Below are 22,103 nucleotides of genomic sequence, written 5' to 3' on the forward strand. Positions count from 1 at the left end.
TAAGATTATTCTTTTGTTTAGAATGTTCTTGCTTAGCGGAGCGCGGGGGGACTTTCCCATGCATGGAAGACACGAGGGAACACATGATACGCGTTGCCATATGTGACGATCACCAAATTGTAAGAGCCGGCTTCAAGCAGATCTTTTCATCTGCCGACGATTTCACCGTAGTGGCGGAGGGCAGTACCGGGCGCGAAGCGCTCGACATTGCGCGCCGCGAGATTTGCGACGTGCTGTTGCTCGACATTGCGATGCCGGACCAGTCCGGCATCGATACGCTGCGCACCATACGCCAGGGCCAGCCGGACTTGCCGGTGCTGATCTTGTCCGGCTATCCGGCCCAGCAGTATGCCTTGAACCTGTTCAAGATGGGCGCGAACGGCTACCTGAACAAGGAGTGCGAGGCGGACGAGCTGATCACGGCGGTGCGCACGGTGCACCAGGGCCGGCGCTACGTCAGCTCGCAAGTGGGCGAGCTGCTGGCGCAGAGCTTCGACCGCGACCCGAACACGGCCTTGCACACTGAACTGTCGGACCGCGAGTTCCAGGTTTTCCTGCGCCTGGCGCGCGGCGCCACGGTGTCCGACATCGGCGTGGCGCTGTCGCTCAGCATCAAGACGGTGAGCACCTACCGTACCCGCATCATGGAAAAAATGGGGTTGCAGTCGAACAGCGACCTGACTTATTACGCGATGAAAAACAATCTGCTGGACTGAGACGGCGCAACAAGCGATTCACTTTTCCTGAATGCAAAAGGTGCGCACGGTAGAAAACTGGTGCGGCGCAGCAAAAAACGACAGGGTCTATAATGGCCCTGCCACAATGGCTGCTCATCTAGCAAAGGATGCCTACCAGGATGTATTTCACCGTCGACGCGGCGCCCCAACACAGACTGCCCCTGTATAAAACCGTACTGTGCGTCACTTGCGCACTGATACTGATCGTGAACGGCTTCAGCCTGTTCCACAACCTGCAGTCATTGAAGGGCGCCAACTTCTTGCTGGGTCAGACTTCGCGGGTCGCGGAGCGCCTGCAATACCTGAACGTGCTGGTGCTCGACGCCGAGAGCAGCATGCGGGGTTACTTTGTATCCGGCAAAGAAGCGTATCTCGGGCCGACGCGTACCGTCACGGCCGAGACCGAACTCGAATTCAAGGAACTGGAACTGCTGCTGGCCGACAGTCCGTCGCAGTTGAAGAACCTGACCCAGCTGCATACGCTGGTGCGGCGCAAACTGGCGCTGATGACCCAGGCCATCGAAGTCTACCGCCACGGCGGCCTGGAAGAAATCGTCAACATCGCCAAGGTCAGCGACGAGCGCTCGGCCATGGACGAATTGCGCCTGCTGGTCGTCATCATGGTGCAGGAACAGAACGAAACCCTGGCCGCGCGCAGCGCCAGCTTCTACCAGCAATACCAGAAGGCCGTGCTGCTCGGCATGGGCATCAATGCCGTCGCCATCGTCGTGCTGATCATGTTCTACCAGCTGGTGCGGCGCAGTTTCCGCAACCAGGCCGCCGTCGAGCACGCCTTGCAGATGTCCAATGAAACCCTCGAATCGATGGTGGCGCAGCGCACCGAGCAGCTGTCCGTGCTGTCGCGCCACCTGATCAGCATCAGCGAGGAGGAAAAAGTGCGCCTGTCGCGCGAGCTGCACGACGAAATGGGGGCCAACCTGACTTCCATCAGCATGGACGTGGGCGCCGTCATGCACAAGCTGCAGAAGAGCGATCCGGAACTGGCTGCCCAGCTCAAGCGGGCCCGCGCCACCTTGCTCGACACGGTCGAAATGAAGCGCCGCATCGTCGAGAATTTGCGCCCCAGCCTGCTCGACAACCTGGGGCTGTGCGCGGCCATCGAAAGCTACTGCGAAGAATTCAGCCGCATGTCCGCGCTGCCGTGTGAAACCGACATCGCCCAGCACATCGACGGCGTGGCCAAGGGGCGCGACGCCAGCCTGGCCATCGCGCTGTTCCGCATCGTGCAGGAATCGCTGACCAATATCCGCAAATACGCGCGGGCCAGCAAGGTCACCGTCACGCTCCAGTGCAGCGAAGAGCTGCTGGTGCTGCGCGTGATCGATGACGGGGTGGGCATAGAGTCGAATACGCTGGTGAAGCCGATGTCGCACGGCTTGCTGGGGATGCGCGAGCGGGCGCTGCTGCTTGGCGGCACGCTGACCATACGGCGCGGCCGCAATGACAAGGGCACGTGTATCGAAGTGCATATTCCGCTGCGCGCCAAGGTCGATGCGGCCGAAGGGATCAGCAGCCCGCCACGTCCACCAGCAGGCGATCGTACTCCGTCTTCGCTACCTTATAGCACTCGCCCGCATAGCGTTCCAAGCCTGAACGATCAATGACGGTGATGTTGCCGCGGCGGTAGGTGATCAGGCCGTCTTCCTGCAGCTTGCCGGCGGCGGCAGTGATGCTCTCGCGGCGCACGCCCAGCATGATGGAAATCATTTCCTGGGTCACTTTGAGCTCGTTGCTCAGGGAGCGGTCCAGGCGGTCCAGCAGCCAGCGGCACAGTTTTTGTTCGATCGAGCTGTGGCGCCCGCCGACGGCGTTCTGCGCCATCTGGGCGAACAGCGCATGGTTGTAGCGCATCAGCAACTGGGGCAGGGCGCCGCCCTGGTTGAAGGCTTCGCGCAGGTGCTGCGCCTTCAGGCGGTAGCCGTAGCCGGCGCTTTGCACCACGGCACTGCACATGGCGCGCTCGCCGGGGAACATCGACACGCCCACCACGCCCTCGTGGCCCACCACGGCGATCTCGGTGGTGGCGCCGTCTTCCATCACATACAGCAGGGAGACGATGGCGGTGGTTGGAAAGTACACGTTTTCCAGCTTGCTGCCGAATTCGAACAGTTCCTTGCCGAATGGCATGGCAACCAGTTCCAGATGCTCAAACAGGGATTCCAGGACTTCACGAGGCAAGGCGGCCAGCAGTTCATTCTGCTGTGTACCGCTATAGCTGACAACCGGCCGGGACGCAACTTTGAATTCCCGCGAGCCCACAGGCATCGTCTGGGAGAGCGACTGTTTTGCGGTATCGCTAAGTTGAGTGTTGTTCATTTTATTCCTCACAGGCTAAGTACAAAGTAGCGGTGGACGCCGGTTTGCTGTCTCCGGGTGGGCTTCTGTTCTCGCTCCACTTGATCCATCGCGTTGTTAGTACTTTAAGTTCTTATGTCATTGACGAACATAAGACGGGGCACCGCCCCCGTGTAGGCTCGATGCATGGGGGTTTGTAAGTCTAGTCCTACTGCAACAAATAGCGGCAGAGGGTCTCAGCCGCCGGTGCTGGTGGGAATTCGATAGTTTGCGCGCCTGCCAGTTGTGATATGTTCGGCAAACGAGGCCGATGCATGGAGAATGAGCGTGAAACGAGCACTGTTTATCTGCAGCCAGAACCGGCTGCGCAGTCCGACAGCGGAGCAGGTTTTCGCCTTATGGCAGGACGTGGAAACCGATTCGGCGGGTTTGGGCGGGGACGCGGCCGTGCCGCTGTCGTCCGAGCAAATAGCTTGGTCCAATATTATCTTTGTCATGGAAAAGGCGCATCGGAATCGCCTGTCGGAAAAATTCCGTGCACATTTAAACAGGAAGCGGGTGATCTGCCTCGATATCCCTGATGACTACGATTATATGCAGCCCGAGCTCATCAAATTGCTTGAAATGAAGGCCGGGAAATTCTTGCGCACGGCATCTTAGACGGAGCAAGTTTTCATGAACATTCGAGAAGCGCCGGCAGGCGCTTTTTTTCGCGGATATGGCCAGATACTGGCACGAACACGCCAATATCCGGCATGATCCAAGCGACGTTGCCGGGCGTATGCCCGCAGCGCGGCGCAAGCGGCGAGTTTCAGGTTCTTGGCCGGCAGGAGAATCGCGCCTTGTGGAATGCGCATTCCGGAGAGCTTGCAAAGGCCGAGTCCGGCGCTATTGCCAGCGTTCCGGTCTTACGGCAGGGGAATATGTCGGGCACCCAGGTTAAATATCCCGGCGGCCGCAGTAATAAGTGAAAAGAACAGCTTGGCCACTGAATCCGGAACAGAATTTCAAGTTCGCCGGGTATGCCAGTGCCGTCCACTTTCACAGGCTATGGAGAAGGCAGCTCGAATAAACACCAATTTGTCATTATCGCGCAGCGGGAATCCATACTGCGCCCCGGAGCACGCGATGTATGGGTTGCGCGGCGGCCCGTCGATGCGGAAGGGCGGGTATTTCGAGGTATCCAACAGCCGATCGCCTGAATATTAATCCGCGACTGGCGAAATGGTTCGGGAACGATGACGGCGCTTTAAAATAACAGCGCCGTCCCGCGCGTCTGCGCTTAGCCGATCAGGCGCTTGCGGGATACGATGCTGGGTTTGTTTGCACTCCATTCGTGCGGCGGGGCGACCGTTTCCAGCAGGGCGCGGGCGGCGGGTGCTGCCTTGCCGTCCAGGCGGAAGCGGCTGACCGCTTCGCCCAGGTGCGCCGCTTCTTCGTGCAAGCGGTCCGCGCCGACCGACGCTTGCAGCACCAGTGCGCCGTTCTGGCGCGTCATGTCGTCGATGCGGGCGAGCGCATGGTCGACCTGCTCGATCTCGCCGCGCTGGGCCGCTTCGGCCGCGCTGATCTCTTCGATCAGGGCGGCGGTCTGCTGCACAGAGCGCACCACCTGCGTCATGGTGGCGCCGGCCGAGTTCACCAGCGCGCTGCCGGCCTCGACTTTGCTGACCGAGTCGACGATGAGCTTCTTGATCTCCAGCGCGGCGGCGGCCGAACGCTGCGCCAGGTTGCGCACTTCGCTGGCCACGACCGCGAAGCCGCGCCCCTGCTCGCCGGCGCGCGCCGCTTCCACCGCCGCGTTGAGCGCCAGGATGTTGGTCTGGAAGGCGATGCCGTCAATGACGCCGATGATGTCGCTGATCTTCTCCGAACTGGCGCGGATGCCGGCCATGGTGTCGACCACGGCGGCCACGCTGCGGCCACCCTGCAGGGCGATGTCGGAGGCCGTTTGCACGAGCTTGCGCCCGCTTTCCGCGTGGGCGGCGTTGCGCTGCACATTGGCTGTCAGCGCGCGCATGGAGGCGACCGTGGCCGACAGGTCGCCGGCCTGCGCCTCGGTGTGGCCGGACAGGGCGGTATTGCCGCTGGCCAGTTCGTCGGCGCCGTCGGCGATGCGGCCGGCGCCGCTGCGGATGTCGTCCACCAGCAGCGCCAGCGCCTGCGTCATGCCGCCGAAGGCGTTGACCAGCGCGCCGATCTCGTCGCGCGCCGGAGAGCTGATTTCCTGGGTCAGGTCGCCCGCCGCGGCCGCCTGGACAGCGAGGTTGAGGCTGCCAACGTCGCGCGAGAAGGACAGGTAGAAGCCGGCGAACAGCCAGGCGGCCACGCCCAGCGTGGCCAGCACGGCGGCCAGCATCAGGTTGCGGTGCAGCAGGTCGCGCGCCATGCGCTCGGCCAGCAGCCGGTCCAGCGCCTTGGCGGCGGCGCCGGCAAAACCGTACAGGCGGTCGATGGCTGCGCTGCCGGCGGCGTTGAATTCCTTGCCGCTGGTCTGGTTGTAGGCGTTGGTGACTTCGTTCTTGCCGCGCTCCAGGAAGGCCAGCGCGGCTGGCAACGCGGCCAAGTGCGGCTGCAGGTCGCTTTTCAATTGCGGGTTGTGCTGCAGGATGGCTTCGATCTGCGCCGGCAGGCGGTCGAGCTTGTCCCGTGCCAGCATGGCGGTGGCATTCAGCAGCTGGTCTTCATTGCCTTCCATTAAGCCGCTGTCGATGTAGGCGGCGCCGCGGGCGGCGATGACGGACAGGTCGTCCGCCACTTCCGGCAGCGTTTTCTGGAAAGCTGCGATCAGGTAGTTGGTCTGCACCTCGGGATCCATCCTCAGGCTGGAACGGTCGGCAAGCTGCGCGCCGAGGCGGGCGATGCGGCCCAGCAGGGCGCCATGCAGCGCCAGGCTGTCCTTGGCGTCGGCGCCGCCTTGGCGGCCGGCCAGATCGCTCCAGGCAAGTCGCACCGCGGCCCACTCCGGCAGGCCGGCCATGCCCGCGGCCCGGCCCTGCCAGGCATCGAGGCGCTGCAGCCTGGCCCCGATGTCGGTGCGCAGGGCCTGGACGTCGACTGGCTGTTTGGCGGCCAGGCGCAGCCGCTCCAGCGCGCGGTGCTGCTGCGTCAAGCGTGCCACTTCCTGCAATTGCGCGATGTATTCCACGCCCAGCTGTTCCCGCTCCGTGAGCTGTAGCGATTTCTGCAATTCGCTCATCAGCAAGGCCGTCACTAGCAGCAGCGGCAACAGGAAAATCAGCGTAACGAGCATGAATTTGGGGAACAGGCGCAGGCGTTGCATCAGCGCGATGGCGGGGCGAAGTAGTGTGTTCATCAAGTTTTCAGCCTAGAAGATTTCCGTATCGCAATGGTGCCTGCCAAATATGACGACTTCGTGAATTATTCGCGCACAAGCGTGAGAATTCGATAGATTTTCCACCGCGAAACCTGTCATTCTTGGTAGAATTTTCCAAACGGTAAATTTAGTTGCTTCTGATGAAGGAGTGACAAGAGGGTGGCTACATGGACGCTATATTGTTTTTCTACCTGGGCAGCACGCTGCTGCTGCTGACGCACTGCGTGAGCGCAGCGTATTTCGTCGCCAAGGGAAAGCGGAAATCGAAGCAGGTCAAGGCGGCGATCTTCGTCACGCTGGCCGCCGTCACCAGCGTCATGGTGGCGCTGCTGTTCTTCGAAGTGCTGTTCGCCGGCAAGATGGAACGGCTGGACGCCATCATGCTGATGGTGCCGCTGATCGTCTGCGTCTGCGGCGACATACTGATGTTCCGCGTCTCCGCCACCAAGCGTTACGCCACCGGGGACGGGGTGCGCACGCGCCGCCGCACCGCCACCTTGTAAGCCGCCACTGGCGCGGCTGTACATCGGCCGTGCTTGCCCTTATAGTGCCTGCAGACGCAGCCCGGACTGCGTGAAATACAAAGAGGCAGCCCATGCACGTTTTACTGGTGGAAGATGACGCTGTGCTGGCCGATGGCTTGCACCGCGTGCTGAGCGGGCATGGCATGGCCGTCGACGTGCTGCGCAGCGGCACCGAGGCCGACGCGCTGCTGCAGCGCGCCGAGTCGGCCGAGGTGGCGGTGGTGGTGCTCGACATCGGCCTGCCCGGCATCGACGGTTTTGAAGTGGTGCGCCGCCTGCGCGCGCGCGGCAGCAGCACGCCGGTGCTGTTGCTGACCGCCCGCGACGCCATCGAGGACCGTGTGCGCGGCCTGGAGCTGGGCGCCGACGATTACCTGGTAAAACCCTTTGCGACGCCGGAACTGGTGGCGCGCCTGCGCGCGCTGGTGCGGCGCAACGCGCCCAAGCCCAGCGTGCTGGCCATGGGCGACCTGGTGCTGGACGGCGACACCAAGCGCGCCCGCGTCAAGGACCGCAGCATCGAGCTGTCGGCGCGCGAGTGGGCGGTACTGGAATACCTGCTGCAGCATGGCGCGCGGGTGGTGTCCAAACAGCAGATCATCGACGCCATCCTGCCTTGGGGAGAGGAGCTGACCCTGAACGCGGTCGAAGTGTACATCTCCCGCCTGCGCCTGAAGATCGCCGACGCCGGCATCACCATCCGCACCATACGCGGCTTCGGCTACATGCTGGAGCAAGCGCCGCATGCCTAGCATCCGGCTGCGCCTGCTCAAATGGCTGATCGCGCCCATCCTGGTGATCAACCTGGCGGGCGGCGCGCTGACCTATATGCTGGCCTGGCTGCCGGCCCAGATCGCCTTCGACCAGAGCCTGTCCGACGCCGCCGGCGCGCTGAGCGCGCGGCTGTCGGCCGCAGGCGGCGCCTGGCGCATCGATTTGCCGCCCCAGGCCGAACAGGTGCTGCGCAACGGCGACGCCGACGCCGTGTATTTCGTGGTGCGCGACAGCGCCGGCCGCCTGGTGGCGGGCGACGCCGACTTCCCGGCGCTACGCCAGCCCGGCCGGGCTGCGGTGCCGCTGGCCTACGACGGCGCGATGCGCGGCGAGCAGGTGCGCATTGCCACGCTGCGCGTGCAAGTTGCCGCCGCCGCCGGCCCCGGCGCGGCCGCAATGTCCGGCGCCAGCGCCGCCAGTCCCGGCATCGCCGCCACTGCCGCCGCCGAGCGGCCCGCCGCACCGGTCACGATAGGCGTGGCGCGCACGCTGCGCCAGCGCACGCAGGTGCGGCAGGCCATATTCCGTGCCCTGGTGCTGCTGGACGGCCTGTTCACGCTGGCCTGCGTGGGCTTGATCTGGTTCTCGGTTACCAACGGCCTGCGTCCGCTGGACCGCCTGCGCGCCGCCCTGAACGCGCGCGCCGGCGACCAGCTCGCGCCCATCCAGCAGGCCGACGTGCCCTACGAACTGGAAGCGGTGGTGCATGCCTTCAACGGCCTGCTGGCGCGCGTCAGCGAGGGCGCGCAAGCGCAGCAGGATTTCCTGGCCAACGTGGCGCACCAGCTGCGCACCCCGCTGGCCGGCCTGCAGACCCAGCTTGAATGGCTGGGCAACCGCCACGCCGAGCCGGAAACCGCGCATTCGATCCGCCTGATGCTGTCCTCGGCCGAGCGCATGATACGCCAGACCAACCAGCTGCTGGCGCTGGCGCGCGCCGAGCCCAGCCATTTCGAGAAGACGCGCCTCGAGCCGCTGGCGCTGAACGCGCTGGTGGAGGAGACGGTGCAGCATTTCGTCGAGCAGGCCGCGCGCAAGCGTATCGACCTGGGCTTCGAGTTGCAGCGCGCCACCGTGCTGGGCGACCGTTTCCTGCTGCGCGACCTGATCGACAACCTGGTCGACAACGCCATCCGCTACACGCCGCCGGACGGCGTCGTCACGGTGCGCTGCCTGCCGGGCGACGGCGGCGGCAGGGACGGCGGCGCGCTGCTGGAAGTGGAGGACTCCGGCCCCGGCATCGCGCCGGCGCTGCGCGAGACCGTCTTCAGGCGCTATGTGCGCCTGGACGACAAGGTCGACGGCAGCGGCCTGGGCCTGGCCATCGTGCGCGACATCGTCAGCGCCCATGGCGCCCGCATCGCCATCGCCAGCGGTGCGGACGGACGCGGCGCGCTGTTTTCTGTGCGCTTTCCAGCCTGAATTTGTGTTTGTCAGGAATTTGTCAGTGTTTCTTCAGGGAAATGCAAGCTAGGCGCGCTACCATCCGGTCATGACTCATGACAACAAAGCCGGGGAGGGCGCCAGAATGAAACGCACGCAGCAGGGTTTTTCGCTGATCGAGGTCATGGTGACCATCGCCATCGTCGGCATCCTGAGCGCCGTGGCGCTGCCGGCCTACACCAAATACGTGACCCGGGCGCGGCTGACCGAGGCCTTCACCTCGCTGGGCGGGGCGCAGCCGGCGGCCGAGCAGTTCTGGGCCAACAACCGCAGCTACGCCGGCTTCGACGCGGCCAGCAATTTCCCCGCCTCGACCGACAACTTCGACTACGCGCTGTCGAGTTCGAGCGCCTCGGCCTACGTGATCACCGCCACCGGCAAGGGCAAGACGGCGGGCTTCAGCTTCACGGTGAACCAGAACGGCGCCCGCGCCACCACCGCCACGCCGGCCTGGGGCACCAGCACCAGCTGCTGGGTCGACCGCGAGGGGGGCTTATGCACCAACTAGCGTCCGGGGCGCGCCGGCAGCGCGGCTTCACCATGGTCGAGCTGATGGTGGGGCTGACCATCTTCGCCGTGCTGGCCGCCGTCGGCATTCCCAGCATGGTCAACTGGATCAGCGGCAACAAGGCGATCTCGGCCGGCGAGTTCTACGCCGACGGCTTCGCCATGGCGCGGCGCCAGGCGGTGCTGCACAACGCGGCCAGCCGCATCATGCTCACCCCCAACGTCAACAACGGGCAGATGGACTGGCAGGTCGACCTGTGCTTCCCCAGCCCCGGCGTGCCGTGCTCGGAGAGCAGCGGCGCCTGGTCCACCACCGCCAGCGCGGCCGATCTCGATCCGGACGGCAGTAACGGCTATACATCGGTGTTCCGCCCGGCCGACGCCTTGCCGCCCAGCGAGAAGCTGGTGCCGACGCTGGAGCCGGAGGGCACCTCCGCCGTGTATTTCACGGCGCTGGGCTGGGTCGACACCAACTATAACGACCGGCTGGCCCGCATCCGCCTCGACCCGGCCGGCGCCGGCGCCAGCGAGATCGCGCCGATCGCGGTGGCCGTGTCGCTGGCAGGCATGGCCATCAAGTGCAATCCCGTCCTCGCCGCGCCCGACTCGCGCGCCTGCCCTCCCTGACACCGCCATGACCATCCATCCCATCCCGCGCCCGGGCTTGCGCCCCGGCCCACGTTCCCAGCAGGGCATCGCCATGCTGGAGGCCATGATCGCCATCGTCATCCTCGCCATCGGCCTGCTGGGCACGGTGGGTTTGCAGGCGCGCTCGTATTCGGCGCTGTCGGACGCCAGCATGCGCGCCGAGGCCACCATGGCCGCCGAGAAGCTGCTCGGCCTGATGAGCAACGATGTCGCCAACATCAACAGCTACGCGCTGACCGAGAGCGGCACCGGCAGCACGGCGGTGGCGCCGTGGCTGGCCGAGACCAAGGCCCAGATGCCGGGCGCGCTGGTGTCGGTCCGGCTGACCCCGCAGACCGCGCGCACCATGGTCGTGATCACCATCCGCTGGACCCGCAAGACCGGCAGCGCCGAGAACCGGCACGTGCTGACGTCCTATGTGGCCGGCGCCACGGCGGTGGGGTTCTGACATGGCCGCCGCGCGCATTTCCCGGCCAGGCGGCTTTTCCGTCGTCGAACTGATGGTGGCGGTGACGGTCGGCATGCTGGCCATCATGTTCGCCACCCGCCTGATCATCAACGCCGAACAGAACAAGGCGGTTTCGCTGGGCAGTTCGGACCAGATGCAAAACGGCATGCTGGCGCTGTTCTCCATCACGGAGGACGCGGCGCAGGCCGGCTGGGGCATGAACGACAACCTGGTGGCCGGCTGCAACACCGTGTTCAGCGACACCAGCGGCTACGCGCTGGCGGCGGCGGACCGCGGCGGCGTGGCCGTCACGCCGCTGGCGGCCGTGGTCATCGTCAACAACAGCGCCGGCTCCGACCAGATCAGCCTCAATTCCGGCAGTTCGCCATCGGGCATCGGCTCGGTCAAGGTGGCGGCCGACTACCTTGGCGCCAACAGCCTGAGCATCTCGACGGCGGCGCCGTTCGGCTTCCTGGCCGGCGACGCCATCCTGGTGGCGCCGGAGCCGGCCAACGGCAACTGCGCGCTGGCCCAGCTGACCGCCGACCCGCTGGCCACGACCTTGACCTTCGACGCGTCGGCCGACGCGCGCTACAACCGCAACGCCCTGGGCGCGGCCTTCGCCGCCAACCAGTCGCGCGTGTTCAACCTGGGGCCGGCGCGCAACCTGTCGCTGCATACCTGGTCGGTGCAGAACGGGGTGCTGCTGCTGCGCGCTTCCAACCTGGGCGGCGCCAGCGCCGCCGGTTCCACCGTTGTGGACAACATTGTCGCGCTCAAGGCGCAGTACGGTTTCGGCAACGGCGCTTTCACCGCCGAATTCGGCCAGCAGGTCACGCAGTGGTCCAACACCATGGTCGACGCCGACGGCGACGGCGTCACCGGCGGCGCGGGCGATTACCGCGCGGTGGCGGCGATCCGCGTGGCGGTGGTGGCGCGCAGCAAGTTGCCGGAAAAGCCGAATCCGAGCACCGGCCTGTGCAGCGCCACCGCGACCGCGCCGGCGGTGTTCGGCACGGCCAGCCCGGCCGGCGTGGCGGCGGTGCCGGTGACGGTCAGCGTGGCGCTGGCGGGCGACACCATCAACTGGAAGTGCTACCGCTACCGCGCCTTCGAAACCATCATCCCTATCCGCAACGCGGGCTGGAGGCCGATGTGAAGCAGCTCAGAAAATCCCGCGCAGGGCAGGCCGGCATTGCGCTGCCGGTCATGCTCATCATGCTGGCCGTGATGATGCTCAGCAGCATATACCTGCTGAAGTCGACCACCTCGACCACCATGACCACCACCAACCTGGCCTACGATTCCACGCTGGCCAAGGCGGCCGACCTGGGCCTGCACACGGCCTTCCAGTTCCTGGCCACCGAACCCAAGGCGGCGCTGCTGGCCGACAATGCGGCGGCCGGCTATGTGGCCACGCTGAATCCGGCGCAGGGCGTGAACAACCCGGCCTTCTGGGCCGGCTCGGCCACCGTGACGGACAGCGCGCACAACAGCATCCAGTACGTGATTCACCGCATGTGCATGCTGCCGGGCGCCTTCAATTCTTCTGCGCCGGCCAATAATTGCACCCTGACGGCGGCCAAGCAGATGCTGAACAGCCCGACGCGGCCCGGCGACAGCCTGTCGGCCGACCGCAACGAATACCAGAACATGCCGGAACTGCATTACGTGGTCACGGCGCGCATCTATGGCGCACGCGGCGGCAACGTCGTGACGCAGGCCGTGGTGATGATGGGGCCTTGAGCCCCGTCGCCCGCATCCCCGGCCGCAACTTTGATAGGACCCAGCATGACCAAGCTCAGCTCCGCGCTCTCCACCCTGCTTACCGGCGCCCTTGCCAGCGCGCTGGCCATGCTGGCGCCCGCCGCCCTGGCCGGCACCACCAGTATCGCCCAGGTGCCGCTGCTCAACATCGCCGGCACCGGCTCGGTCAAGCCCAATTTGATGCTGCTGTTCGACAACTCCGGTTCGATGGAGCAGCACTACACGCCGGACTATGTGAACGACAACCTGTGCCGCGCCAACGCCAAGCTCTCCAGCGGCGTGACGGCCTGCAACGTCGGTCATCCGCCCTTCATGGCCGCCGACTTCAACCGCCAGTACTACAATCCGAAGATCCGCTACCAGCCGCCGATCAAGGCCGACGGCACCTACTATCCGGAGAAGACCGCCGCCAACACCAGCACCTGGAGCAGCGTGGTGAGCGACGGCTTCGGCGTCTACAACCGGAATCTGTACGGCGTCAGCGACACGGACATCAACCTGGTCACCGGCTATCCCGACCTGAAATGGTGCGACCCGAACAACACCAGCGACTGCCGCTTCAACAGCGCCACCTACACCTATCCGGACAACACCTACCGCAGCGCGACGGCCATCAGCACCGGGCCGTACTACTACAACATCGCCGTGGCCGAGTACTGCACCGACGAGACCATGACCAACTGCAAGTCGACCGCCGCCGGCGCGGCCGCGCCGGCCGGCTATCCGGTGCCGGTCAAGGTGCGCTGGTGCAAGGAAACCTCGCTGATCACCTGCCAGGCCAAGCGCGTCGGCACCTATATCTACCCGCGCTATTCGACCGCCGCCGGCGCCGTGGCCTCGTTCGGCACCATCGCCATCGGCGCCTCGTCCAGCGCGGCGTCGATGACGATAGCCAGCGTCACCATCCCCGACCCGAGCACGGTGCGCACCATCACCAACGCCGCGGTGACGGCGCCGGCCGGCACCAACACCGCGCTCAAGCAGCAGACCATGGCCAGCGCGCTGGCCGCCAGCATCATCGCCAAGACCGGCTTGACCAACCAGTATTACGCCTGCGTGAAAACGCCCATCGGCCAGGCGACGGTGCCGGCCTGTTCCAGCTTCGGCATCACGCTCACGGCCGAGAACGTGGTGGCGGTGGTGGCGGTGACGTGCAGCGGCACCAAGTCGCTGACGAACTGCCTGCCGGTGAGCGACAACAGCCGCTCTGGCTGGGGCATCACGGTCACCGCGCCCAGCGTCGCCGTGACGGCGGCCGTGCCGCGCGTGTCGCCCACCGCCGTCATCAGTGTCACCGGCACCACCCGCAACGGCGGCTCGCCCTCGCTGGCCAGCGTCAGCTGGGGCGGCAGCACGCTGGCGACCAGCACCACCCTGGGCAGGGCCAAGAGCGCCGCCACGGTGGCTGCGCTCATGATCGCGGACATCGGCACCAGCGCCAACATCAAGGCCTACGCCGCCGGCAACAGCGTCACGCCCATCTGCGCGGCGCAAAGCGGCGACAAGATCTGCCTGGTCGACACCACCATCAACGGCAATTCGAACACGCCGTCGACCGGCGCCCTGACCGACGGCGGCAGCATCGCTTTCGCCTACACGGCCGGCGCCGGCTACGTGGCCGCCGCCGCCGCCGTCAACGATGCCATACCGACCACCACCGCCGCCATGTCGGCCGGCGCGGAACCGCCCAGCACCTTCGTGCGCGTCAACATCGTCTCCGGCAGCACCTATCCGAAGGGCGCGGACCGCGTCGACTGCGTCACCACCGCCGGGGTCTGCACCTACAACGAGGAAATGACCAACTTCGCCAACTGGTACAGCTACTACAAGAGCCGTCTGCAAATGATGAAGACCTCGGTCGGCATCGCCTTCGCCTCGCTCAACAGTAATTACCGCGCGGGCTTCGTGCGCCTGTCGCAGGCGGCGGTCGGCGGCGCCATGGACATGAAGCCGGCCGATTTCGTCGGCAGCGCGCGCACGACCTGGTACAGCACCTTGTACAACACCGTCACGACCGGCTCGACGCCGATCAGGGCGGCGATGGACAACGTGGGCCGCATGTACGCCAACTTGAGCCCCTACGCCTATGCGGCGGGGCAGGAAGTGGTGCAGTTTCCCTGCCAGCCCAACTTCATGATATTGACCACCGACGGCTACTGGAACGGCAGCACCACCGCCAACGTGGTCAACAATGACAACGTGGAGAGCGCCGCGCGCTTCTGCACCCAGGCGCGCGGCTGCGTCGACCCGCGCGCGCAGAGCGAGCCGTCGATCTCGGACGTGGCGCTGCACTGGTACAACGGCGGCTCGAGCACCGGCACCGTGTCGCTGCGCCCAAGCCTGGAGCCGGACATGAGCAAGCCGGGCCAGGTGCCCGCCGCCGGCGGCGAGAATACCCACCTGCACATGAACACCTACACGCTGGGCCTGGGCATGGACGGCGTGATGACCTACGACGCCAACTACGACACCGCGCCCAAGCCGGGCGGCGACTTCTACAACCTGGTCACCGGCGTGGCCACCGGCTGCCCGTGGAACGCCAACGGCGCCTACGTGTGGCCGGACCCGCAGACGGCCAGCACCGCCAGCACGGTGCAGGAGCGGGTGGACGACCTGTGGCACGCCGCCATCGCCGGCCACGGCAAGTACTTCAGCGCCAACGAACCGAAGGAAGTGGTGCAGGGCCTGGCCTCGGCGCTGGCCAATATGCAGGTGTCGGTCGGGGCCGCCGCGGCCGCCGCCACCTCGACGCCGAATATTTCGCAGCAGGACAACGATATCTTCTCCGACACCTTCACCACCGTGAAATGGTACGGCGAACTGTCGGACAAGAAGATCGACCCGGCCACCGGCATCGTCGGCACCACTGCCGTCTGGGTCAGCTCGGACACGGTCGGCCCGCAGGCGATCGCAGGCACGGACGGCACGCCGGCCACCGGGGGCGGGCGCACCATCTATATGCTGGACCCGGCCAATACGGCCACGCTGCGGGAATTCCGCTACAGCGAGATGGGCGGTTCGACGCTGATGCAGGGATGGTTCAACAACAAATGCACCTTGCTGGCGCAATGCACCTTGCTGTCGACGGCGGACCGCGCCATCGTCAACAGCGGCGCCAACCTGGTGAACTGGCTGCGCGGCGAGCAGACCTACGCCAACGACGAGATCTTCCGCGCCTACAGCCTGACGGCCAACACCCCGGCCGGACAGGCCGGACCGGTGCCCATCGTGCTTGGCGACATCGCCTCGTCCAAGCCGGCCTATTTGCGCGAGCCGCGCAAGGCTTACCCGGGGGCGAGCTATGAGACGTTCAAGACCTATTGGACCACGAACCGCATACCGACCGTGTTCACGGCCGCGAACGACGGCATGCTGCACGCCTTCCGCGCCTCCGACGGACACGAACTGTGGGCCTACGTGCCGCGCATCACGATGAAGAAGCTGTACAACCTGGCCAGCACCACCTACGGCACCAACCACCAGTTCAGCACCGACGGCTCGCCCGAGGTGGCCGACGTGGAAATCGGCGGCGCCTGGAAGACCGTGCTGGTGGCCGGCCTGAACGGCGGCGGGCGCGGCTACTACGCGCTCGACGTGACCGACCCGACCGCGCCCCGGGCGCTGTGGGAAACCTGCGCCGACAGCACCGTCTGCGCGCATGCCGATCCCGACCTGGGCCTGACCTTCGGCAATCCGCAATTCGGCACCTGGCGCGGCCAGTGGGTGGTGTTCGTCACCTCCGGCTACAACAACGTGCCGGGCATCGACGGCGTGGCCGGCGGCAGCGGCAAGGGCATCCTGTTCATCATCAACGTCGCCACCGGCGCCATCATCGAGAAGATCTCGACCGAACTGGGCGACACGACCACGCCGTCCGGCCTGGCCAAGATCACCGCCATCACCAACGATCCGGCCAGCGATCCGCTGGTGACCTATATCTACGGCGGCGACAACCAGGGCCGGATGTGGCGCTTCGACCCGGCCGCGCTGACTGTGCGCAGGATGGGCGACGCCGGCGCGCTGCAGCCGGTGACGACCCGGCCTGAAGTGACGCTGTGCGCCGTCAGCAGCACCGACGCCACCACCGGCGTGGTCAGCGTCTACGCCCAGCGTGTGGTGCTGTTCGGCACCGGCCGCCTGCTCGACGTGCCCGACACCGTCAATATCGACCTGCAAAGCCTGTATCTGCTCAAGGACGCCGACACCTGCGCCGGCACCGGCGTCAACTGCATCGACATCCGCGGCACCGGCATGGTGAGGCAGACGCTGGCGCTGCAAGGCTCGAGCAGCAACGTCAACAGTTACACCATCAGCGCCAACGACGTGAACCTGGCCACGCAGAGCGGCTGGTACTTCGACTGGTCGCTCAATGCCGGCGAGCGCATGAACCTGGACCCGAAGGTGGTCAGCGGCGTGGCCAACGTGGTCACCAACCTGCCGACCTCGTCGTCGTCGTGCTCGGTGGGCGGCACCAGCAACGCCTACGCGGTCAACGTGTGCAGCGGCCAGGCGGTGCAGGGCACCCTGGCCGGCAGCACGCTGTCGAACACCTCGGCGGCGGTCGGTTTCATCATCGTGCGGCTGCCGAAAGGCGAGCTGAAGATGATCACCACCACCGCCAAGGGCGAGACCCTGACGCGCCCGCTGATCGAGGAAAACTCGACCAAGGCCCACCGCGCCGGCTGGCGCCGTATCAAAACGGACTGAAAACAAACGGATTGAGGCGAGGGCCGGCCCCGTGTAAAATGATGGGTTTTACGCGGGGCCATTTATGGTCGCGAACATGGCCAACGACATCGAATCCAGCATCCCAGAACAATCAGACGACGCCGCACCGGCAGCCGCCAGCGGCAAGACGCCGGCGCTGATCGCGCGCGAAACCCTGCGCCGCCGCACTTTCGGCATCATTTCCCACCCCGACGCGGGTAAAACCACGCTGACTGAAAAGCTGCTGCTGTTTTCGGGCGCGATCCAGATGGCCGGCACCGTCAAGGCCCGCAAGAGCGGCCGCCACGCGACCTCGGACTGGATGGAGATCGAGAAGCAGCGCGGCATTTCGGTGGCCTCGTCGGTGATGCAGTTCGAGCACCGTGACCACGTCATCAACCTGCTCGACACGCCCGGCCACCAGGACTTCTCGGAGGACACCTACCGCGTGCTGACGGCGGTCGACTCGGCGCTGATGGTGATCGACGCGGCCAAGGGCGTGGAAGCGCAGACCATCAAGCTGCTCGACGTTTGCCGCATGCGCAACACGCCCATCGTCACCTTCATGAACAAGCTGGACCGCGAATGCCGCGATCCGCTGGAACTGCTCGACGAACTCGAATCGGTGCTGAAGATCCAGTGCGCGCCGGTGACCTGGCCCATCGGCATGGGCAAGAACTTCCGCGGCGTATACCACCTGCTGAACGACGAGATCCTGCTGTTCCGCGCCGGTTCGGAGAGCGCCGACCAGGCTGTCGAGATCATCAAGGGCATAGACAACCCGCGCCTGCAGGAGATGTTCCCGCTGGAGATGGACCAGTTGCGCATGGAAGTCGAGCTGGTCAGCGGCGCCTCGCACCCCTTCGACCTGGAACAGTTCCTGGCCGGCATACAGACGCCGGTGTTCTTCGGTTCGGCCATCAACAATTTCGGCGTGCGCGAAATCCTGTCGGCGCTGGTCGACTGGGCTCCGGCGCCGCGCGGACGCGACGCCACCGTGCGCGTGGTCGAGCCGACCGAGCAGCCGTTCACCGGTTTCGTGTTCAAGATCCAGGCCAATATGGACCCGGCGCACCGCGACCGCATCGCCTTCCTGCGCGTATGCTCGGGCCGCTTCGAACGCGGCATGAAGGTCAAGCACTTGCGCCTGGGGCGCGAGGTCAAAGTGTCGTCGGTGGTGACCTTCATGGCATCGTCGCGCGAGCAGGTGGAAGAGGCGTACGCGGGCGACATCATCGGCCTGCCCAACCACGGCAATATGCAGATCGGCGACTCCTTCTCGGAAGGCGAACCGCTGACTTTCACCGGCATTCCCTACTTCGCGCCGGACTTCTTCCGCCAAGTGCGCATCCGCAACCCGCTGAAAATCAAGCAGCTGCACAAAGGCTTGCAGCAGCTGGGCGAGGAGGGCGCGGTGCAGGTCTTCAAGCCGGTGCAGGGCGGCGAACTGGTCCTGGGCGCGGTCGGCGTGCTGCAGTTCGAGGTGGTGGCCAGCCGTTTGATGAACGAATACGGCGTCGATGCCGTGTTCGAAGGCACCAGCATCAGCAGCGCGCGCTGGGTCTCGTCGGACGACAAGAAGGCCCTGGCCGACTTCGAGGCGGCGCTGGGCCACAACGTGGCCTACGACGCGGCCGGCAATATGGCCTACCTGGCCACGTCCGGCGTCAACCTGCGCCTGACGCAGGAGCGCTGGCCCAAGCTGCAGTTCCACGCCACGCGCGAGCACGCGGCCAAGCTGACGTAAGCCTCCTCGCGCGTGTCACTCCCGCGTAAGCGGGAATCCAAGAGGCCTGTCATTCCCGCGAAAGCGGAATCCATGCTGGCTTGGGTCAGCATGGGGCCCGCATCGCTGCACCGCCGTACGACGCGCCTTTACGAGGCGTGCGAGGCCTTACTTGGCGGGGCTGGCCAGCGGCTTGCCTTTCTCCACCACGTACACGCCCACCAGCTTCATCGGCACCGTGCCGACGTTGCGGGCGTCGTGCACGACGCCGGCCTTGATCACGAATGCTTCGCCCGCCTTCACGCGGCGCGGGTCTTCGCCGTCTATCATCAATTCGCCTTCTCCCTCCATCACATAGCTGATCTCGTCGCCCGGATGGGTATGGCGTCCCGCCACGACGCCGGGCGCCAGCTCCACGCTGGCCACCACGGCCTCGCGGCCGGGCACCGACACGTCCTCCTTCTTGACCACGGTGCGCTTGATGCCGGTGCTTTGCGCCGCCGCCATACCGGCGGCCAGCATCAGCAGGCAGGCTGCGAGGGTTTGCGGCAGGGGAGCCGAGCGTGTTGTTCTCATGGTTGTCCTTGATGTTGGGCGGGGTGGCGGGGGTGGTGGGGGGCGTGCACCGGGTCGCAGTGCGGATCGTTGCCGAACAGTAACGCGTCCAGTATGCTGGCGCTCCAGCACAGCACGCAAGCCAGCGTGGCGGCCGTCATGGCCGGACCGTTGGTGCGCGAGGCGGCGATATGCTGGGCGATCAGCGCGACGTCGAAAGGCAGGGCGCCGCTGGCCAGTTGCCCGGCCAGCGCATTTATTTGCTCATATGCAATGCGAACGATATACAGGGCGCCGGCGAGCGTCGGCAGCAGGAACACGCTGCCCCGCGCGAAGCGCTTGAGCACCAGCATTTGGCCCAGCCCCGGGAAAATCAGGCCCGATATCAGAGCCGCCTTGAACGATGGTTTCATGGCCGTCCTCCTGAACAGTGATGGCCCATCTTACCCTTTTTGCAAATGTTTTGGAATTGGCGCTCAACCAGCCGCTTGCATCTCCTGCCTCGGCTCTTGCAGCACGCGCCCGCCGTGTATCCGTATCACGCGGTCCGCCATGGCGATGGTCTCCGGGCGGTGCGCGACAATGATGCGGGTCAGCCCGAGCGCCTTGACCGTCGCATTGACGCTCTTTTCGTTCGCGATGTCGAGCTCGCTGGTAGCCTCGTCCAGCACCAGTATCCGTGGCCGGCGGTACAGCGCGCGCGCCAGCAGCAGGCGCTGCTTCTGGCCGCCGCTGATGCCGATGCCGTTGTCGCCGGTGATGGTGTTGTAGCCCATCGGCATGTGCTCGATCTCCTGCGCCACGGCGGCCTGCTGCGCGCACGCGCGGATGCGCGGCCAGTCCGGCTGCGGGTCGAAAAAGCTGATGTTCTCGGCCACCGAGCCGGAAAACATGCGGTCCTCCTGCATCACCGTGCCGATCAGCTGGCGGTAGCTGGTCAGCCCCAGGCGCTTGATCGGCATGCCGCCCACCAGCACTTCGCCATGTTCCGGGGTGAGCAAGCCCAGCAGAACCTTGATCAGCGTGGTCTTGCCGCAGCCGGACGCGCCGGTGATCGCCACGCATTCGCCGGCGCCTATGTGCAGGTCGATGTTGTCGACCACGAAGGGCTCGGTGGGCGAGTAGCGGAAGCTGACGTTGCGCAATTCCAGGCTGGGCGCGCTGGCGGGAAGGTCCGGCTCGTCGCCGTCGTGCGGCCCCTCGGCCTCGGTTTCGCTCAGCACGATGTCGGCCACCCGCTCGCCGTGCAGGCGCAGCATGCGGAACTCGACCAGCTTGTCGATCAGCGCGGCCAGGCGCTGCGAGAACTGGTCCTGGTAGGCGATGAAGGCGAACAGCATGCCGACCGTGAATTCGCGGTCGAGCACGGCGCGCGCGGCCAGCCAGATGATGAGGATGCGCTCGACACCGAACAGCAGCGTGCGCGCCGTCTCGTGGCTGATGTTGACGCGCTGGATGCGCAGTTCGGCGTTGAACTGCTCGGCCAGGATGTTCATCCAGCCGGTGCGGCGCTGCTCGGCCTTGCCGAACAGGCGCACGCTCTGGATGCCGCCCGCCGTTTCGACGAAGTGCGTGGTCTGGCGCGCGGCGTGGATGATCTGCTCGGCGGTGGCATCGCGCAGCGCGTGCAGCAAGCTCCAGCGCAGCAAGCCGTACAGCGCCACTGCCGCCAGCGCCACCAGGGCCAGGCTGCGGCTGTAGAGCAGCATCATGGCCAGGGTGCCGAACACCATGGCGCCGTCGACCACGGCCTGCACGAAGCCGGTGGTCAAGGTCTTCTGAATAGTGGAGATGGAGCCGAAGCTGGCGATGATGCGTCCGACATGGCGCTTTTCGAAGTAGTCCAGCGGGAGCCGCATCAGGTGCGAGAACACATTGCCCAGCCACTGGAAATTGAGCCTGGCGCTGAGCGCGACGACAAACCAGCCGCGCACGGCGCCGATGGCGGCCTGGATCGCCACCAGCAGACCGAAGCCGAACGCCAGGGTGGCCAGCAGGTCGCGGTCGGCCGACAGCAGCGCCTGGTCGACCACCCATTGCAGGAAGAAGGGCAGGCCGATGGCCACGCACTCCAGCCCCAGGGTCAGCAGCAGGATCTGGCTCAGGCCGCGCTTCAGGCCGGTGATCCGGCCCATCAGGCCGCGCAGGGTGAACTGCAATTCCGCGCGCGCCGGGCGGAAGTCGGTGGCCGGGCTCAGCTCCAGCGCCACGCCGGTGAAGTGCTTGCCGAACTCTTCCAAGGTGAAGCTGCGCCGGCCGACAGCCGGGTCGTGGATCACCACCTTGCGCGCCGAGACCGAGACCAGCACCACGAAGTGGTCCATGTCCCAGTGCAGGATGGCGGGCAGGGCCAGTTCCGGCAAGTTGCCCGGTTCCAGCCGCAGCGGCCGGGTTTCCAGCTTGAGCGCGCGCGCGATGCGCATCAGGCTTTCCAGCGTGGCGCCCTTGCGCGAGATGGGGAAGCGCAGCCGCAGCGCGGCCAGGCCGGCGCGGTAGCCGTGGAAATCGGCCACCATGGCCAAGCTGCACAGCCCGCACTCGGTGGCTTCGGTCTGCAGGAACACGGGCACCTTGCGGCACAGTCCCAGGGTCTCTATGGCGTCCATTCAGTACG

At 65.8% G+C, this 22,103-nt stretch carries 18 protein-coding genes; 13 read left to right on the forward strand and 5 right to left on the reverse strand.

What is annotated here, in order from left to right; genetic code table 11:
• Nucleotides 1-83: 83 nt before the first annotated feature.
• On the forward strand, nucleotides 84-716 hold the full coding sequence (locus ACSQ8Y_RS06945; protein WP_436265717.1) for a response regulator: 633 nt from the start codon (nucleotides 84-86) through the stop codon (nucleotides 714-716).
• A 140-nt stretch (nucleotides 717-856) separates the two neighbouring features.
• Complete coding sequence (locus tag ACSQ8Y_RS06950; protein WP_436269776.1) at nucleotides 857-2,362, forward strand: CHASE3 domain-containing protein; 1,506 nt, start codon at nucleotides 857-859, stop codon at nucleotides 2,360-2,362.
• On the opposite strand, the gene ACSQ8Y_RS06955 is transcribed toward ACSQ8Y_RS06950, so the two are convergent.
• Entirely contained in the window at nucleotides 2,265-3,074 is an 810-nt protein-coding gene (locus ACSQ8Y_RS06955; RefSeq protein WP_436265718.1) for a Crp/Fnr family transcriptional regulator, read from the reverse strand. The two genes, ACSQ8Y_RS06950 and ACSQ8Y_RS06955, sit on opposite strands and share 98 nt — an antisense overlap.
• Before the next feature lie 306 nt (nucleotides 3,075-3,380).
• Here ACSQ8Y_RS06955 and ACSQ8Y_RS06960 point away from each other — a divergent pair, with 306 nt between their 5' ends.
• Nucleotides 3,381-3,713, forward strand: a complete 333-nt coding sequence (locus tag ACSQ8Y_RS06960) for a low molecular weight protein tyrosine phosphatase family protein (RefSeq protein WP_436265719.1) — start codon at nucleotides 3,381-3,383, stop codon at nucleotides 3,711-3,713.
• Between the two features lie 622 nt (nucleotides 3,714-4,335).
• On the opposite strand, the gene ACSQ8Y_RS06965 is transcribed toward ACSQ8Y_RS06960, so the two are convergent.
• Nucleotides 4,336-6,369 carry a methyl-accepting chemotaxis protein gene (locus ACSQ8Y_RS06965; RefSeq protein ID WP_436265720.1) on the reverse strand — a complete coding sequence of 678 codons (2,034 nt, stop codon included), beginning with the start codon at nucleotides 6,367-6,369 and terminating at the stop codon, nucleotides 4,336-4,338.
• 188 nt (nucleotides 6,370-6,557) lie between these two features.
• Between ACSQ8Y_RS06965 and ACSQ8Y_RS06970 the strand changes: the two genes are divergently transcribed.
• The 10 genes from ACSQ8Y_RS06970 (at nucleotide 6,558) to ACSQ8Y_RS07015 (ending at nucleotide 18,955) form a co-directional block, all read left to right on the forward strand.
• Nucleotides 6,558-6,893, forward strand: a complete 336-nt coding sequence (locus ACSQ8Y_RS06970) for a hypothetical protein (RefSeq protein WP_436265721.1) — start codon at nucleotides 6,558-6,560, stop codon at nucleotides 6,891-6,893.
• 92 nt (nucleotides 6,894-6,985) lie between these two features.
• The gene (locus ACSQ8Y_RS06975; RefSeq protein ID WP_436265722.1) at nucleotides 6,986-7,666 is read left to right on the forward strand and encodes a response regulator transcription factor; all 681 of its coding nucleotides are present in this window, start codon (nucleotides 6,986-6,988) and stop codon (nucleotides 7,664-7,666) included.
• Entirely contained in the window at nucleotides 7,659-9,110 is a 1,452-nt protein-coding gene (locus ACSQ8Y_RS06980; protein ID WP_436265723.1) for a sensor histidine kinase, read from the forward strand. The genes ACSQ8Y_RS06975 and ACSQ8Y_RS06980 overlap by 8 nt, the downstream gene beginning before the upstream one ends.
• A 106-nt stretch (nucleotides 9,111-9,216) precedes the next feature.
• Nucleotides 9,217-9,639 (forward strand): type IV pilin protein, encoded by a 423-nt coding sequence (locus tag ACSQ8Y_RS06985; RefSeq protein ID WP_436265724.1) that lies wholly within the window; start codon nucleotides 9,217-9,219, stop codon nucleotides 9,637-9,639.
• Complete coding sequence (locus tag ACSQ8Y_RS06990; RefSeq protein WP_436265725.1) at nucleotides 9,627-10,265, forward strand: pilus assembly FimT family protein; 639 nt, start codon at nucleotides 9,627-9,629, stop codon at nucleotides 10,263-10,265. The genes ACSQ8Y_RS06985 and ACSQ8Y_RS06990 overlap by 13 nt, the downstream gene beginning before the upstream one ends.
• Before the next feature lie 7 nt (nucleotides 10,266-10,272).
• Complete coding sequence (locus ACSQ8Y_RS06995; RefSeq protein ID WP_436265726.1) at nucleotides 10,273-10,734, forward strand: type IV pilus modification PilV family protein; 462 nt, start codon at nucleotides 10,273-10,275, stop codon at nucleotides 10,732-10,734.
• Between the two features lies 1 nt (nucleotide 10,735).
• The gene (locus tag ACSQ8Y_RS07000; protein WP_436265727.1) at nucleotides 10,736-11,893 is read left to right on the forward strand and encodes a PilW family protein; all 1,158 of its coding nucleotides are present in this window, start codon (nucleotides 10,736-10,738) and stop codon (nucleotides 11,891-11,893) included.
• Nucleotides 11,890-12,480, forward strand: a complete 591-nt coding sequence (locus ACSQ8Y_RS07005; RefSeq protein WP_436265728.1) for a pilus assembly PilX family protein — start codon at nucleotides 11,890-11,892, stop codon at nucleotides 12,478-12,480. Before ACSQ8Y_RS07000 ends, ACSQ8Y_RS07005 begins: the two co-directional genes overlap by 4 nt.
• Before the next feature lie 45 nt (nucleotides 12,481-12,525).
• On the forward strand, nucleotides 12,526-17,208 hold the full coding sequence (locus ACSQ8Y_RS07010; RefSeq protein WP_436265729.1) for a PilC/PilY family type IV pilus protein: 4,683 nt from the start codon (nucleotides 12,526-12,528) through the stop codon (nucleotides 17,206-17,208).
• A gap of 76 nt (nucleotides 17,209-17,284) precedes the next feature.
• Nucleotides 17,285-18,955 carry a peptide chain release factor 3 gene (locus ACSQ8Y_RS07015; RefSeq protein WP_436269777.1) on the forward strand — a complete coding sequence of 557 codons (1,671 nt, stop codon included), beginning with the start codon at nucleotides 17,285-17,287 and terminating at the stop codon, nucleotides 18,953-18,955.
• 147 nt (nucleotides 18,956-19,102) lie between these two features.
• Here ACSQ8Y_RS07015 and ACSQ8Y_RS07020 read toward each other — a convergent pair whose 3' ends face one another.
• The 3 genes from ACSQ8Y_RS07020 to ACSQ8Y_RS07030 form a co-directional block, all read right to left on the reverse strand.
• The gene (locus ACSQ8Y_RS07020) at nucleotides 19,103-19,510 is read right to left on the reverse strand and encodes a cupin domain-containing protein (RefSeq protein WP_436265730.1); all 408 of its coding nucleotides are present in this window, start codon (nucleotides 19,508-19,510) and stop codon (nucleotides 19,103-19,105) included.
• Nucleotides 19,507-19,902 (reverse strand): hypothetical protein, encoded by a 396-nt coding sequence (locus tag ACSQ8Y_RS07025; RefSeq protein ID WP_436265731.1) that lies wholly within the window; start codon nucleotides 19,900-19,902, stop codon nucleotides 19,507-19,509. Before ACSQ8Y_RS07025 ends, ACSQ8Y_RS07020 begins: the two co-directional genes overlap by 4 nt.
• A 63-nt stretch (nucleotides 19,903-19,965) precedes the next feature.
• A complete protein-coding gene (locus ACSQ8Y_RS07030) occupies nucleotides 19,966-22,095 on the reverse strand; it encodes a peptidase domain-containing ABC transporter (protein WP_436265732.1) in 2,130 nt (709 codons plus the stop codon).
• Nucleotides 22,096-22,103: the final 8 nt, after the last annotated feature.

This window comes from Pseudoduganella sp. LjRoot289 (assembly GCF_964252925.1).
Classification (GTDB): domain Bacteria; phylum Pseudomonadota; class Gammaproteobacteria; order Burkholderiales; family Burkholderiaceae_D; genus Rugamonas.